Annotated in this window: 11 protein-coding genes, 1 tRNA gene and 2 rRNA genes; 2 read left to right on the top strand and 12 right to left on the bottom strand. The window is 32.4% G+C overall.

Features of this window, described 5'->3' with window-relative positions; all coding sequences use genetic code 11:
* Nucleotides 1–151: 151 nt before the first annotated feature.
* From radA to LGK97_RS11185, 5 genes are all read right to left on the bottom strand, one after another.
* Nucleotides 152–1,507, bottom strand: a complete 1,356-nt coding sequence (gene radA, locus LGK97_RS11165) for a DNA repair protein RadA (protein WP_226259848.1) — start codon at nucleotides 1,505–1,507, stop codon at nucleotides 152–154.
* A 121-nt stretch (nucleotides 1,508–1,628) separates the two neighbouring features.
* Entirely contained in the window at nucleotides 1,629–4,070 is a 2,442-nt protein-coding gene (locus LGK97_RS11170; protein ID WP_226259849.1) for an ATP-dependent Clp protease ATP-binding subunit, read from the bottom strand.
* 150 nt (nucleotides 4,071–4,220) lie between these two features.
* A complete protein-coding gene (locus tag LGK97_RS11175; RefSeq protein ID WP_226259850.1) occupies nucleotides 4,221–4,442 on the bottom strand; it encodes a hypothetical protein in 222 nt (73 codons plus the stop codon).
* A gap of 270 nt (nucleotides 4,443–4,712) precedes the next feature.
* Complete coding sequence (locus LGK97_RS11180) at nucleotides 4,713–6,449, bottom strand: ABC transporter ATP-binding protein (RefSeq protein ID WP_226259851.1); 1,737 nt, start codon at nucleotides 6,447–6,449, stop codon at nucleotides 4,713–4,715.
* Between the two features lie 67 nt (nucleotides 6,450–6,516).
* On the bottom strand, nucleotides 6,517–7,758 hold the full coding sequence (locus tag LGK97_RS11185; RefSeq protein WP_226259852.1) for an aminopeptidase P family protein: 1,242 nt from the start codon (nucleotides 7,756–7,758) through the stop codon (nucleotides 6,517–6,519).
* Nucleotides 7,759–8,048: 290 nt separating this feature from the next.
* Between LGK97_RS11185 and LGK97_RS11190 the strand changes: the two genes are divergently transcribed.
* On the top strand, nucleotides 8,049–8,729 hold the full coding sequence (locus tag LGK97_RS11190; RefSeq protein ID WP_226259853.1) for a response regulator transcription factor: 681 nt from the start codon (nucleotides 8,049–8,051) through the stop codon (nucleotides 8,727–8,729).
* On the top strand, nucleotides 8,726–10,225 hold the full coding sequence (locus tag LGK97_RS11195; protein WP_226259854.1) for a sensor histidine kinase: 1,500 nt from the start codon (nucleotides 8,726–8,728) through the stop codon (nucleotides 10,223–10,225). Before LGK97_RS11190 ends, LGK97_RS11195 begins: the two co-directional genes overlap by 4 nt.
* A gap of 66 nt (nucleotides 10,226–10,291) precedes the next feature.
* Here the strand turns inward: LGK97_RS11195 and LGK97_RS11200 are convergent, their stop codons facing one another.
* The 7 genes from LGK97_RS11200 to LGK97_RS11230 form a co-directional block, all read right to left on the bottom strand.
* Nucleotides 10,292–10,915, bottom strand: a complete 624-nt coding sequence (locus LGK97_RS11200; RefSeq protein ID WP_226259855.1) for a histidine phosphatase family protein — start codon at nucleotides 10,913–10,915, stop codon at nucleotides 10,292–10,294.
* Nucleotides 10,916–11,104: 189 nt separating this feature from the next.
* Nucleotides 11,105–11,329, bottom strand: coding sequence for a hypothetical protein (locus LGK97_RS11205; protein WP_226259856.1), 225 nt, complete (start codon nucleotides 11,327–11,329; stop codon nucleotides 11,105–11,107).
* Nucleotides 11,292–11,528, bottom strand: coding sequence for a hypothetical protein (locus LGK97_RS11210; RefSeq protein ID WP_226259857.1), 237 nt, complete (start codon nucleotides 11,526–11,528; stop codon nucleotides 11,292–11,294). The genes LGK97_RS11205 and LGK97_RS11210 overlap by 38 nt, the downstream gene beginning before the upstream one ends.
* A gap of 168 nt (nucleotides 11,529–11,696) precedes the next feature.
* Complete coding sequence (gene fusA / locus LGK97_RS11215; protein WP_226259858.1) at nucleotides 11,697–13,775, bottom strand: elongation factor G; 2,079 nt, start codon at nucleotides 13,773–13,775, stop codon at nucleotides 11,697–11,699.
* A 315-nt stretch (nucleotides 13,776–14,090) separates the two neighbouring features.
* Nucleotides 14,091–14,165: transfer RNA gene (locus tag LGK97_RS11220), tRNA-Asn, on the bottom strand.
* Nucleotides 14,166–14,170: 5 nt separating this feature from the next.
* A 5S ribosomal RNA gene (gene rrf, locus LGK97_RS11225) occupies nucleotides 14,171–14,287 on the bottom strand.
* An 84-nt stretch (nucleotides 14,288–14,371) separates the two neighbouring features.
* Nucleotides 14,372–14,476: ribosomal RNA gene (locus LGK97_RS11230) — 23S ribosomal RNA — on the bottom strand; the annotation flags it as partial.

Consider the following 14,476-nt stretch of genomic DNA (forward strand, 5'->3'; position numbering starts at 1 on the left):
TCGAATGTGCTAAAATATAGTTAAATCATCACCTGCGGTGCTGCAATATTAACGACTTCAGAAGGAGATTTAGGCTCCCACTGAAGTTTTATTTTGCTAGGATAGTTGACCCCCACTTATAGAAGTGGGAGACTTACCTTCTGAAATGTCGTTAAAAAATCTTACTTAGAACATCTTTTAATGAATCTGTGCCTATAATATTAATATCCTTATTATTGATTTTCTTTTGATTTCTTTCTGGTATTATAATATTATTAAATCCCAACTTACTTGCTTCATTTACTATTTTCTCACAATGGGATATGGGTCTTACTTCCCCTGTAAGTCCAATTTCACCTACAATAATTGTTTTACCTAGCTTTATTGCTTTATTCTTTACACTAGATAATAGAGCAATCGCCAGTCCTAAATCTCCAGAAGTTCCATCTAAATTCAGACCCCCTACTACATTAACGTAGACATCACAGTTATAAAAGGGTACCTTTAACTTTTTTTCTAAAACAGCTAAAATAAGATTTAATCTTGAATTATCTACCCCTACTGCAGTTCGTCTAGGCATGATTGCCTTAGTTTCACTAACCAATGCTTGAATTTCAACTAAAATAGGCCTTGTTCCTTCAATTATCCCTATAACCACAGAGCCTTCTTGGCTAAAACTTGTTTCTTCAAGAAAGATACTAGAAGCATTTAATATTTGAGCTAACCCTTCTTGTCTCATTTCAAATACACCTATTTCGCTTGTTGTACCAAAACGATTCTTCATGGTTCGAAGTATTCTAAATTCTTGATTTCTCTCACCTTCAAAATATAAAACCGTATCTACCATGTGCTCAAGTACCCTAGGTCCTGCAAGTTCACCTTGCTTAGTAACATGGGCCACAATAAATAAAGGTATCGCTTTAGTTTTACCTATACGCATTAATTCATTAGCACATTCTCTAACTTGAGAAACGCTTCCGGGTGCTGAACTAACGGAAGTCTTAAAAAGAGTTTGTATGGAATCAATTATTATAAATATTGGTTTTATTTCATCTATGTATTTTTCAATAGTTTCTACATTAGTCTCCGATACTATGTATAATTCCTTTGATACCGCGTTAAGTCTGTCACCCCTCATTTTAATTTGCTCTTCTGATTCCTCACCTGAAACGTAAAGTACCTTTCCATATTTATCGCATATGTTTTTGGCTGTTTGTAAAAGTAGCGTAGACTTACCTATACCTGGATCTCCTGATATTAATGTTAATGAGCCTTTAACTAATCCGCCACCTAATACCCTATTTAATTCCTGGATACCTGTATTAAGTCTTTCATGTTCACTAGATGTTATATCCATTATGCTACGGGGTGCGATGCTATTACTCATAGTAACTGCTCTTTTGAACCCTGTATCTTTTACTTCCTCTATCATTGTATTCCAGTTATTGCAACTAGGACATTTCCCCAGCCATTTAGGTGCTTCATATGCACATTCTTGACAAACAAATACATTTTTAATCTTTGACATATATCCGCCCCCATCACTATTTTATAACCTTTATAATCTCTAAAAATTAAAAAACCACTCAAGAGTGGTTAAAAATTTTATGCTTTCATAAGTATATCCTTTTTAAGATATATAAACAACATTAAATATGCAAAGTCTCAAAAATCAATTCATTATTTTTTATAGTTGCAATTATATTGTCACCTTTATTAATAGTACCTTTAAGTATTTCTTCAGAAAGCTTATCCTCCACAGATTTGGTTATTTCTCGTCTAAGCGGCCTAGCTCCATAAACAGTGTTAATCCCTGCTTTAGCTAAATGTTTTTTACTTTCATCGTCAAAGCTTACATTAATCTCATGCTCCTTTAGACGTTCTTTCAATACATTAAGCATTAATTCTACAATCTCATACAAGTCCTCTTCTTCTAGTGAATGAAATACGATAATATCATCTATTCTATTTAGAAACTCAGGATTAAATGAATGTTTTAACTCTTCCATAATATTTTCCTTCATCTTCTCGTATGCTGAGTTTTGTTCATTTACTCTTACATCGAATCCTACAGACCTTTGCCTTTTTAGAGTAGACGCTCCTACATTTGATGTCATTATAATTACTGTATTTTTAAAATCTACAGTTTTACCTTTTCCATCTGTTAACCTTCCGTCTTCTAATATCTGTAGCAAAACATTAGTTACGTCTGGATGGGCCTTTTCAATCTCATCGAAAAGTATAACGCAGTATGGATTTCGCCTAACCTTTTCAGTTAACTGACCACCTTCCTCAAATCCTACATACCCTGGCGGTGAACCCATAAGCCGTGACACCGTATGTTTATCCATATATTCTGACATATCTATTCTTATTATGTTATTCTCATCCCCGAACATAGCCTCTGCTAATGCTTTAGATAATTCTGTTTTCCCTACACCAGTAGGTCCTAAGAATATAAAAGAACCTATAGGTCTTTTGGGGTCTTTAAGTCCTACTCTTGCCCTTCTTACGGCTCTTGAGATTGATTTGACTGCTTCACTTTGACCTATCACTCTCTTATGAAGTACCTCTTCTAACCTTAGTAGCCGCTCGGATTCCTTTTGTGTCAATTTCTCTATAGGAATATTAGTCCACTTTGATACCACATTTGCAACTTCTAGTTCTGATACGATTAGTTCATCTATTTGATTCTGAGTCTTCCAACTATTCTTGGAGTACCCTAGCTTATCCTTTATCTGCTTCTCTCTATCCCTTAAAATAGCTGCTTTTTCAAAGTCTTGTACTGATATAGCATCAGCTTTCTCTTTAGCTACTTTTTCCATTTCATCTTCTAAATCCTTCATGTTTGGTGGAGGGGTTAAACTTTGAATTCTTACCTTTGAACCTGCTTCATCTATAATATCTATTGCTTTATCAGGTAAATATCTATCTGATATGTATCTATGTGATAAGCTAACAGCTGCTTCAATTGCACTGTCAGTAATCTTAACCCTGTGGTGTGCTTCGTACTTATCTCTTAATCCTTTTAATATATCTACGGCTTCCTCTTTGCTTGGTTCCCCTACCGTTATAGGTTGAAACCTTCGCTCTAGTGCCGAATCCTTTTCAATATATTTTCTGTATTCCTCTATAGTTGTCGCACCTATGCATTGTATTTCTCCACGAGCGAGAGCCGGTTTTAATATATTGGAAGCATCAATAGCCCCTTCAGCTCCTCCTGCCCCTATTATAGTATGAATCTCATCTATAAATATGATAACATCTCCTGCTTCTACTATTTCTTTCATTACCTTCTTAAGCCTTTCCTCAAATTCTCCCCTATATTTAGACCCTGCAACCATTGAAGATATATCTAAAGTTATTACTCTTTTGCCTTTTAGAACTTCTGGAATACTACCGGAAGCTATCCTTTGTGAAAGGCCCTCTACTATTGCTGTTTTACCTACACCTGCCTCTCCAATAAGACAAGGGTTATTCTTCATTCTTCTGCATAAGATTTCTAAAAGCCTTTGAGTTTCATCGTCTCTTCCTATAACAGGATCAAGCTTTCCTTCCCTTGCCATTTCAGTTAAATCCCTACCAAACCTATCTAAGGCTTCAGTGCTATATTTCTTTTTCTCTTTTGATACCCCTCCTCTTTGAGTATCTTCTGAACCCCAATTACTTAACACTTCATTTCTTAGTTTATGAAAATCAACACCTAGATTAGCTAAGATTGTATACGCCACACCTTCTGATTCTTTTATTAAAGCAAGTAATATATGTTCCGGACTAATATAATTATGATTTAGAGTTCTAGCTTCTAAAAGACTTAGTTCTAATAGTCTCTTTGTCCTTGGCGTTAATGGAATTTCACCCTTACATGTTTCTACATCCCCTTCACCTTCATACTCTATTACTAATTTCTTTACGTCTTCTTGCGAAACTCCCATATCACCTAGTAATTTCTTGCATACCCCATCTTGCTGCTTTAAAATGCCTAAAAGTATATGTTCCGTTCCTATATATCCATGTTTTAGTTGCTCTGCTTCTTCCTGGGCGTACATCAAAACCTTTTGTGCTCTTTCTGTAAATTTATTAAACATCATATTCAAACACCTTTCTTGCAATGAATTTACTTATTTCTTTATTATATCCACTTCTATAACAATTCTTTCATTACATAAGATCCTTATTTTCTTATTTACTATACAAACACACCAAGCATGTTCATACACATAATGTATATTCTATTTTAATTAAGATATATTTCTGTTTATATATTTTCTATCTTTATACAACTTAGAAATTCCATCTTTATAGTCAAAAAAATTAATAACTATACATTTATCTTCATAGTACCTAATATTGATGCCCTCACTGGACTTTAAAACCACATTTATTTCTGAATTACCCTTAAAGTATGTGAAGCTTTTACTTTCATGCAATAGTTCTATAATAGAATTCTTATTTTTAATCATTTCGCTCCTCCTTTGAAAATTTTCTGAAAACCTTTTTAAAATTAAGGTAGTAATAAATTCATGAATTTATTTACCATATATTAACTATTCTATAACGGTTTTTTTTCTCCTTGTTAATATACATATTTTCGTAGTGTATTTTCCTACATTTTGATACATAATATCCCTTATTACTTGTTAATCACAAAAAAACAAAGGCTTTCCTTCTTAAAACAAGAAGATAAGCCTTTATTTCATAAAATTATGTTTAATTAAAAGTCTAAATTTGAACTATATCACTTCATCTGGTATATATCCCTTAAATTGAGCATGATACAACTTTGAATATATTCCATCAACCTTTATTAAATCCTTATGTGTACCTTTTTCCTGTATACCCTTATCTGTAATTACTACTATTTCATCTGCATTTCTTATAGTAGAAAGTCTATGGGCTACTACAAGTGTTGTTCTTCCCTTAGATAACTGCTCTAATGACTTTTGTATTATCATCTCCGTAGCGTTATCTAATGCTGATGTAGCCTCATCTAGGATTAATATAGGAGGATTCTTTAAAAATACCCTAGCTATAGACATCCTTTGTTTTTGTCCACCAGATAATTTAACTCCTCTTTCCCCTATGCTTGTATCATAACCATCGTATAGTGACATTATAAAGTTATGTATATTTGCATTTTTAGCTGCTTCAATTACATCTTCATCACTAGCATCAGGTCGTCCATATAATATATTTTCTTTTATAGTTCCTGCAAATAAAAATACTTCTTGTTGAACTATCCCTATGTTTTGTCTTAATGATTTCAAGGTAACATCCTTTATACTATTACCATCAATGAAAATATCTCCTTTGTCTAATTCATAAAATCTTGGAATAAGGTGGCACAATGTAGTTTTACCTCCACCGGATGGTCCAACAAGCGCTAAAGTTTTACCTTGTTTTATGTGTAAATTCATATTAGACAAAATTGAGGATTTCTCGTTATAACTAAAAGTTACATCCTTAAGTTCTATATCTCCCATTACATCTTTTAGCACTATGGCATCATCCTTATCAGTTATTTCAGGTTTTATACTCATAAGCTCAATGAAACGCTCAAACCCAGACATCCCCGTTTGATATTGCTCAACAAATGATGTAAGCCTTCGAATCGGTTGCACAAAGAATTGTATATATAATAAATATGCTACTAAGTCTGGTACGTTAATCCACTTCTTATATACAAAATATCCCCCAAATCCAAAAATAATAACGTTTAGTATATCAACAAAAAACTTTACACCAGAAGAAAACTCTGCCATATATTTATATGCATATTGTCTTGATTTTTTAAACTGTTCATTTCCTTCATCAAACTTATCTTTTTCATATTCTTCATTAGTAAAGGATTTAGAAACTCTAATACCTGATATACTACTTTCCAAGCTTGAATTTACATTTGCAACTTCTTTTCTGACAGATTTAAAGGCTTCTGACATCTTAATTCTCTTACTCATAGCAAACCATATCATGAAAGGTAGGGAAGCAAATATTATTAATGTAAGCTTTACATTAATTGTACAAAGTGCAATAAATGATCCTACAAGCATAACTACAGAAATAAATACATCCTCTGGACCATGATGCGCAAGTTCTGATATCTCCATTAAATCATTAATGATCTTTGACATAATATGTCCGGTTTTATTATCATCAAAATATTTAAAAGATAATGTTTGAAGATGAGAAAATATATCCTTCCTCATTTCATACTGCATCCTAACCCCTACAACATGTCCCCAATACTCAATTATGTAATTAAATATTAACTTTAATATGTATAGAAATGCTAATACGCCTGTAAATATTAATACCATACGTATATTCCCTTGCGGCAACGCCTCATTTAAAATACTTCTTGTTACCATTGGGAAAACTAAATCTAGCGCTGCTACTAAGAACGCACAAACCATATCTAATATGAATAATTTTTTATGAGGACCGTAATAAGAAATAAACTTTTTAATCATGTGATTTTCCTCCTTAAAAAATAAGTAGTAATTTACAGTTACTACTTACAATAAATATATATAAAATCTACTTTGCCATAAATGCTTCAATTTCTTCTACTGTTTTTATAATTTGTTTTGAAAGGTTTTCACAGCCATCTTCTGTGATTAATATATCATCTTCAATTCTAATTCCAATATTCTCCTCTTCTATATAAAGTCCTGGCTCATTGGTAAACACCATTCCTGGTTTTAACTCCACATCACGACTTCCTACATCATGAGTATCCAGTCCTAAATAATGGCTTACACCATGAAAATAATACTTAGATAACTCACCATCTTCTTTAATAAGACCCAGCTCTTTGCATCCTTCTGCTAGTACTTTTTTAGCTGTCTCATTTAAAACTGAAAATAATATGCCTGGTTTTGCAATTGCTGTTACAGCCTCTTGTGCTCTTAATACTACATTATAAATTTGTTTTTGTCTTTCCGCAAACTTTCCATTTACTGGAAATGTTCGGCTTATATCTGCATTATAATATTTATATTGAGCTCCTAGGTCGAATAATACTAGCTTACCATCTTCAAGTTCACTATCATTTTCACTGTAATGAAGTATCGTTGCATTCTTACCACAAGCTGCAATAGTGTGAAAAGCATACTCTTTTACGCCGTTGCTTTTCAGTATAAGGTCAAAGTAAGCCTCTAATTCATACTCTCTCATTCCTGCTTTAGAGTTTTTCATTAGTGCTTTTATCCCTTTATCAGTTATATCTATAGCTTCTCTAATTAATTCGATTTCTTCTTCTGATTTTATAAGTCTAAGGCTAGCTATTTCATGATATATATTATTTATTCTAAGGTAAGGATACCTTTCAACTACAGCATTTGCAAATCTTTGAGGTGTACTGGCAGACATATTAAACTGTTGTCTTTCAAGGTCTAAATATAAACTTTCTATCTCAGTTCTATCCAAAATTAAGCCTAGAGTTTCTTCAAATTCTTCTATAAATTTAGTTTTTTCTATGCCCGAGATTTCTCTTACTTCCTTTTCAGACATTTTCTCTCCTACCCATCTAGCCATAATAGGGTCATTTTTTTCAATAAACAGAGTTTCTTCTACTTTGCCATTTCTTTTCACTAACATTAAAATCATTTTCTCTCTATCAATTCCTGTTAGATAGTAAAAATTTCTATTTGGAGTAAACGCATATGTTTCATCAGCGGATTTGTATGGTGCCTGACCTGCAAATACTAATGTTATGGAATTCTCTTCTAACTTGTCCCATAAATTCTTTCTATTTCTAACAAATAACTCTTTTTTCATTTCAATCCCCCCATAGTGTTTCTAAATAAAAAATAGTAGTTTTTTATCTTATTTCTCCCTATAACATAACACTCTGCTTAATTAATTTCAATAATTTTCTACAAACGCTTCAACTATTATATATACTATCACCCTAAGTTTCCTCTTACCTTAATTGTTTTAAGAAACATTTTATTAATCTCTCATAATATGATATATTTTTATTAAAGCAAATATCTTTTTATTAAAAATACTAAAATAATAAAAGAATGGAGGGTCTTCAAAGACTTTTATAACTTTGAAGTAACGTTATGAAAAAAACTATACTGGTAGTTGAGGATGAAGATAGAATGAGAAAGCTTATACGTGATTATCTCAAAATAGAAGATTTTAATGTGGTAGAAGCAACAAATGGAACCGATGCCTTGCTGGAATTTACTAGTAACAATATAGACTTAATTATATTAGATGTAATGATGCCAAACCTGGATGGATTTTCAGTGTGCAAAACTATAAGGCAAACCTCTGATGTTCCTATAATATTCTTAACAGCCAAAGGTGAAGAAGAGGATAAGCTTACAGGTTTTGAACTTGGCGCTGATGAATATGTGACCAAACCCTTTAGTCCAAAGGTTCTTGTAGCAAGGAGTAAAGCTCTTTTAAAGAGAGTAGAAGGAAGCCTAGGCAAGCCAGATAATATATTTGATATTCAAGGTTTAAAAGTCAATCTTCTATCTCGCCAAGTATATGTAGATGGCAGTGAAATAAATCTTTCTCCCACAGAATATGATTTACTAGCGTACCTAATTAAAAACAAAGGGATAGTTTTATCTAGGAATGCCTTACTAGATAATGTATGGGGTTACAGTTATGATGGCGACCTACGGACTGTTGATACTCACATAAAAAGATTAAGAGAAAAGCTCATAAATAAATCAAAATTTATTTGCACTGTACGCGGTTCTGGTTATAGATTTGAGGTGATTGAATGAAAAAAAATGGAATCACCTTGAAGTTATTTGCTGTTACGGTAGTGTTCTTATTCCTTTTTATAAGTGCAGTTATCTCTATTCAATTCCTATTTTTCGAAAAATTTTATGTCACTCAAAAGACAAAAGAACTAAAATCTAATGTAGAAAAATTTAAATCTGATTATCCTAATTATAATTCCAATAATATTTTCAATGCAATGAGTGATTTTGAAGATAAAAACAATGCAAAAATAGCCATCTTAGAAAACAGTGGTACACTTAAATTAATAAAACAGCCCATGATAAATGAAAAGCAATCTAGGAGCTCAGAAACAATGATGCTAGCTATTAATAATTGGATATCTTCTTTAGAAAATTATTTTGATGTTTTAAGTACTAAAAAAACCATAGTATATACCCTTAAACATCCATCTTTACATACAGACAATTTGGTTTTAGTATCACCGGTAATATCAAATGGTGAAATACAAGATATTGTTTTTGTGTTATCTACGCTACAACCTGTAGGTGAAGCAACATATGTTACAAGAAAATATTATGTTTATGTCTACATTGCTGCTGTAATTTTAATAGCCGTACTTTCTTTAATTTATTCTAAGATGGTTTCAAAACCACTTATTTCTTTAAACTCTACAGCTACAAAAATTTCACAGTTAGATTTCTCTGCCAAATGCCAAATAGCTTCTAATGATGAAATAGGTAGTCTAGGAAGAACCTTGAACTTTTTGTCCGAAAAACTAGGGGCAACTCTAACTGAACTTAAAACTGCTAATGATCAGCTTAAAGGAGACATTGAAAAAGAAAGGCAATTAGAAAAAATGACAAAAGAATTTATCGCTAGCGTTTCCCATGAACTTAAAACTCCCATCAGCCTTATAGAAGGCTATGCAGAAGGATTAAAAGATGGTATACCTAAAGGAGATGATGTAGCTTACTATTTAGATGTAATAATAGATGAATCTAAAAATATGAATTCTTTAGTATGTGATATGATGGATTTATCCCAATTAGAGTCAGGTAACTTTAAATTAAACATGTCAGAATTTAATGTTTTAGAACTAGTTAGCTCCATATACAAGAAGTATCTAAATAGTATAAATGATAGATACCTTAAGCTAAATATACCCTCTGATATGAAAAATATAATGGTTTACGGTGACCCTTATAGGATAAAAGAGGTTATGAATAATTTAATAAGTAATGCCATAAGGCACACGCCTATTAAAAAGAATATAATAATTGCACTAAAAATAGTAGAAGGTAAAGTGTCAGTAGAAATAGAAAATGAGGGTAGCTTTATTAGCAGTGAAGATTTAGATAGAATTTGGGATAGATTTTACAAGGTAGATAAGTCTGGTAATAAGAACTTTGGCGGTACAGGTCTTGGTTTATCTATAGTTAAAAACATATTATTTCTTCACAAAAGTTATTTTGGTGTTTCAAATACAGATACAGGTGTTTGCTTTTACTTTACTTTGGACATTATAACAAGCTAAATACTAGAGCAGATATATTTATTTCAATATATCTGCTCTAGTGTTTAAAACCATAAATTCTGTCTTTTAGTCTAATGTTATTTCCTTATGATGAGAGTCATCTGCATACATTTTAATATCTACTTTATCTTCATCCATCTCTATAATAGTTAAGCTAGTTTGTTTTATAAATGGTGGGTCCCACATTGTAGAAATATGCTTATTGTTAAGCCCCGCCATTAATGCTTTTAATGTCATAGTATGAGTTACTATTAATACTGTTTCATCCTTATGATTTTTTACAATTTCTTTAATCCCCGCTGTTATCCTATTCTGAAGTTCTAAAAAGCTCTCTCCAAATAAAGGCTTGTACAGGTGTGGTGCCTTCCAATAATTATGAAACTGCTCTTCATCCTTATCTTTGATACTCTTTTGGTCAAGCCCTTCCCACTGTGAAAGGTTTAATTCTTTTAGTGCATCATACGCAATAATTTCTATGTTTTTCTCACCTTTAAGAATCTCTGCTGTTTTATAAGCCCTCCCCGTAGGACTAGAATAAATTACATTAAAATCTATATCTTTCAGTCTCTCGTAAAGCCAATGCGCTTGATGGATTCCTAGCTTTGTAAGCGGTGAATCGTTCCATCCTTGCATACGACCTTCTGTATTCCATTCAGTTTCACCATGTCTGGTAATATATAAAGTTGTCATTTGCTTTACCTCCTTTTATACCACGTTAAAAGTATAATATATCTCTCACATATAATCAAACTTAATAATTAACCATACACTACGCTTGCAAAATAAAAAACAAACAATAGAAGTTAGCTTCTAATATTTGTCTTATCAAAATATGTATAATTGAATTGTTGTAGTTACCTAATACATTCTTTAAAAAGATTAATCAGATAAATGTTCATCCTTGTGAATAACTAACCCCTCTTCTAAATCCACAGACGGTATCATAGTTTTTGAAGTAATTGTTGGGTCTGCATAAGTGTTAAGTTCAAGCGGATGCGCAGTTACCTTATTGGGATAATCAGATCCATATGCCTGCTCTATTAAGTGTCTATCAATGATGTCCTCTTTACCTCTTTTTTTGCGATGTGACATAATACTGTCCATTTTCTCTTCCTCCTTCTTCTACAATGCTAAAGTGATTGCTTTCTAATATTTCGCAAAGTATCTTAACTTCCTCAAAGTTCTTCATTTTTGAAGTAATTGTGAATTTATCATTCTGCTGAATTACTCCCATATAATCATGAATGCTGCTGTAATCACTTAATTTAATATCTCCAACAATATCTAATCTATATTCAGACATTCAATTTCCCCCTCTTTTCTATATTTATTAATAGGTTTAGCAATTTTAGACAAAATATGTGCAATTATTATAATATATTTATTTTATCTTGTAATCTCAGAGAGTTTATGGGTAAAATAAAAATGAAGCCATGGATAACCATAACTTCATTTCTTTAGATATTGTCTTTTATTCTGGGTCCTTATTCGCTTGAATTATCTTTTGAGCCCCGTCTTCCGGCACCTCTTCATATCTTTCAAACTTAACCCTGAAGCTTGCTCTAGCGCCCGTCATTGAGCGCAAATCTGTTGCATAATTAAATAATTCTGATTGAGGCACTTCCCCAATAACTTTTTGTCCTCGTTCAACAGATTCCATTCCTAAAATCTTACCTCTTTTTTTGTTTATATCTGTAATAATATCGCCCATGTAGTCCTCTGGACATACAACTTCAACGTGCATAATAGGTTCTAATATAACAGGCTGTGCATCTTGAAGTCCTTTCTTATAGGCTACTGATGCAGCCATTTTAAATGCCATTTCAGAGGAATCCACAGCATGATAAGACCCATCATGTAATGTTGCTCTTAATCTTATAACTGGGAACCCTGCAAGTACACCGTGCTGAATACTCTCTCTTAATCCTTTTTCAACAGCAGGTATATACTGCCTTGGAACGGTTCCACCTACTACTGCGTCAATAAACTCTAAATCATCCTTACCATCTTTCCTAGGATCAAATTTAATCTTTACATCTCCATATTGGCCATGTCCTCCGGATTGTTTTTTATGTTTCCCTTGGACATCAGAGCATTTTCTAATTGTTTCCCTATAAGCTATCTTTGGAACATCTAGTGATACATCCACTCCAAATTTATTTTTAAGCTTACTAACTATTACCTGAAGGTGAGTTGCTCCAAGGCCAGATATTATAGTTTCTGCACTTTCTGTACTCCTAGCTACTGAGAATGTAGGATCTTCTTCTAATAGTTTTGTTAACCCGCTAGATATTTTATCTTCATCACCTTTAGTTTTAGTTACAATAGTCCTTGAGAACACTGGTTGTGGAAAATCCATAGTATCAAAGATTAATAGTCTTGAACTATCACAAAGTGTATCCCCTGTACTTGTATATTGAAGTTTTGATACAGCTCCAATATCGCCAGCCTCAATTTCTTGAGTTTGAAATTGTTGTTTACCTTTTAAGAAATACATACTTCCTATCTTTTCTTCTTTTTCTTTATTAGTGTTATATACCATTGTATCACTTTTAGCTTTTCCAGTAATGACACGGAACATTGATAATTTACCCACAAAAGGATCTGCAATAGTTTTAAATACTAATGCTGAAAACGGGTCGTCCGCATTGATCTTTATTTGTGTATATTTATTATCTTTTATATCCTTAGCGCTGTAAAGGGTTGTATCAATTGGTGAAGGGAAACATTCAACAATATCTTCTAACAATGTGTGCATTCCTATGCCTATTAAAGCAGATCCGCACATTATAGGTGCAATCTCTCCTTTAGATGCTCCTTTTATAAGACCATTATATATTTCTTCTTCACTTATACAACCCTCGTTAAAATATTTATCTAACAAAGCTTCGTCAGTTTCAGCTACTGCCTCCATAACCATCTGTTTGCACTCATCTACTTTATCAATTAATTCTTCTGGAATATCACTTTCTTCCATCTTATGTGTTTTAGCATTAAATATTCTAGCTCTTCTAGATATAACGTTTATTACTCCTATAAAATTTTCTTCGCTACCTATAGGGTATTGTATTGGTACAGCAGACAACCCAAACTTTTCTTTTAGTTGCTGCAAAACAAGTTCAAAGTTACTATTTTCTCTATCTAGCTTGTTAATAAAAAATGCTCTGGGTAAGTTATGATCCTTGATATATTCATAAGCTTTTTCAGTACCAACTTCTATGCCCGATACACCACACACAGTTATCATTGCCATATCTACAGCTCTTAATCCCTCAATCATTTCGCCTATATAATCAAAATATCCAGGCATATCTACTAAATTTATTTTTACATCTTCCCATTCACATAAGGCTACTGATGTAGAAATAGATGTTTTTCTCTTTTTTTCCTCAACATCATAATCACTAATTGTAGTACCCTCATCAACCTTACCAAATCTATCTATAGCTTTCGTGTAATATAGTAATGATTCCATTATTGTGGTTTTTCCTGAACCGCTATGTCCAACAATTCCTATATTTCTTAGATTATTGCTTTTATATTCTTTCATATACAATACCTCCTAGCTTTTCATTAGATATATACTTATATATTCTACCTATTAATAAAAAATCCTTTTATATTGATCAAATTTTCTAAATAGTATGAATATAACTCATCCTTTACTTATTATTTCCTAAAAAAGATAAAAGTATCAATAATTTTATTATTGATACTTAATTATATACTTAATATAAGTAGGAGTTATTACTATAATCCACATTTAATATAAATAACTTGTTAATAAATGTTATAAATCTCAACTCAGAATTCCCTATAACGTAAAAAAAGCTATTAATTAGCTTTTGTATACTTTAAATAAAATTGGCTCCGCGAAAAGGATTCGAACCTTCAACCTATCGGTTAACAGCCGAGTGCTCCACCGTTGAGCTATCGCGGAACATTACCTGGCGACAACCTACTCTCCCACAAGGCTACCCCTGCAGTACCATCGGCGCATTGAAGCTTAACCTACCTGTTCGGTATGGGAAGGGGTGTTACCTTCATGCCATAATCACCAGATTGAGAATATAAATATTCTCTGAAAATTGCACAGTGAATGTTTCTTCTTACGAAGATTTCGCATTATTTTTATTTCATTTAATTAAGGTCAAGCCCTCGACTTATTAGTATTAGTCAGCTGAACATGTTACCATGCTTACACCTCTAACCTATCAACCTGGTGTTCTTCCAGGAGTCTTACTCACATCA

The sequence above is a fragment of the Clostridium sp. CS001 genome, assembly GCF_020443565.1.
Classification (GTDB): Bacteria; Bacillota; Clostridia; order Clostridiales; family Clostridiaceae; genus Clostridium_AD.

Excerpts from the sequence above, each read along its gene's own strand:
- radA (WP_226259848.1), bottom strand. The coding sequence starts at position 1,507 with ATGTCAAAGATTAAAAATGTATTTGTTTGTCAAGAATGTGCATATGAA.
- LGK97_RS11205 (WP_226259856.1), bottom strand. The coding sequence starts at position 11,329 with ATGGACAGTATTATGTCACATCGCAAAAAAAGAGGTAAAGAGGACATC.
- LGK97_RS11170 (WP_226259849.1), bottom strand. The coding sequence starts at position 4,070 with ATGATGTTTAATAAATTTACAGAAAGAGCACAAAAGGTTTTGATGTAC.
- fusA (WP_226259858.1), bottom strand. The coding sequence starts at position 13,775 with ATGAAAGAATATAAAAGCAATAATCTAAGAAATATAGGAATTGTTGGA.
- LGK97_RS11210 (WP_226259857.1), bottom strand. The coding sequence starts at position 11,528 with ATGTCTGAATATAGATTAGATATTGTTGGAGATATTAAATTAAGTGAT.
- LGK97_RS11190 (WP_226259853.1), top strand. The coding sequence starts at position 8,049 with ATGAAAAAAACTATACTGGTAGTTGAGGATGAAGATAGAATGAGAAAG.
- LGK97_RS11180 (WP_226259851.1), bottom strand. The coding sequence starts at position 6,449 with ATGATTAAAAAGTTTATTTCTTATTACGGTCCTCATAAAAAATTATTC.
- LGK97_RS11200 (WP_226259855.1), bottom strand. The coding sequence starts at position 10,915 with ATGACAACTTTATATATTACCAGACATGGTGAAACTGAATGGAATACA.
- LGK97_RS11175 (WP_226259850.1), bottom strand. The coding sequence starts at position 4,442 with ATGATTAAAAATAAGAATTCTATTATAGAACTATTGCATGAAAGTAAA.
- LGK97_RS11185 (WP_226259852.1), bottom strand. The coding sequence starts at position 7,758 with ATGAAAAAAGAGTTATTTGTTAGAAATAGAAAGAATTTATGGGACAAG.
- LGK97_RS11195 (WP_226259854.1), top strand. The coding sequence starts at position 8,726 with ATGAAAAAAAATGGAATCACCTTGAAGTTATTTGCTGTTACGGTAGTG.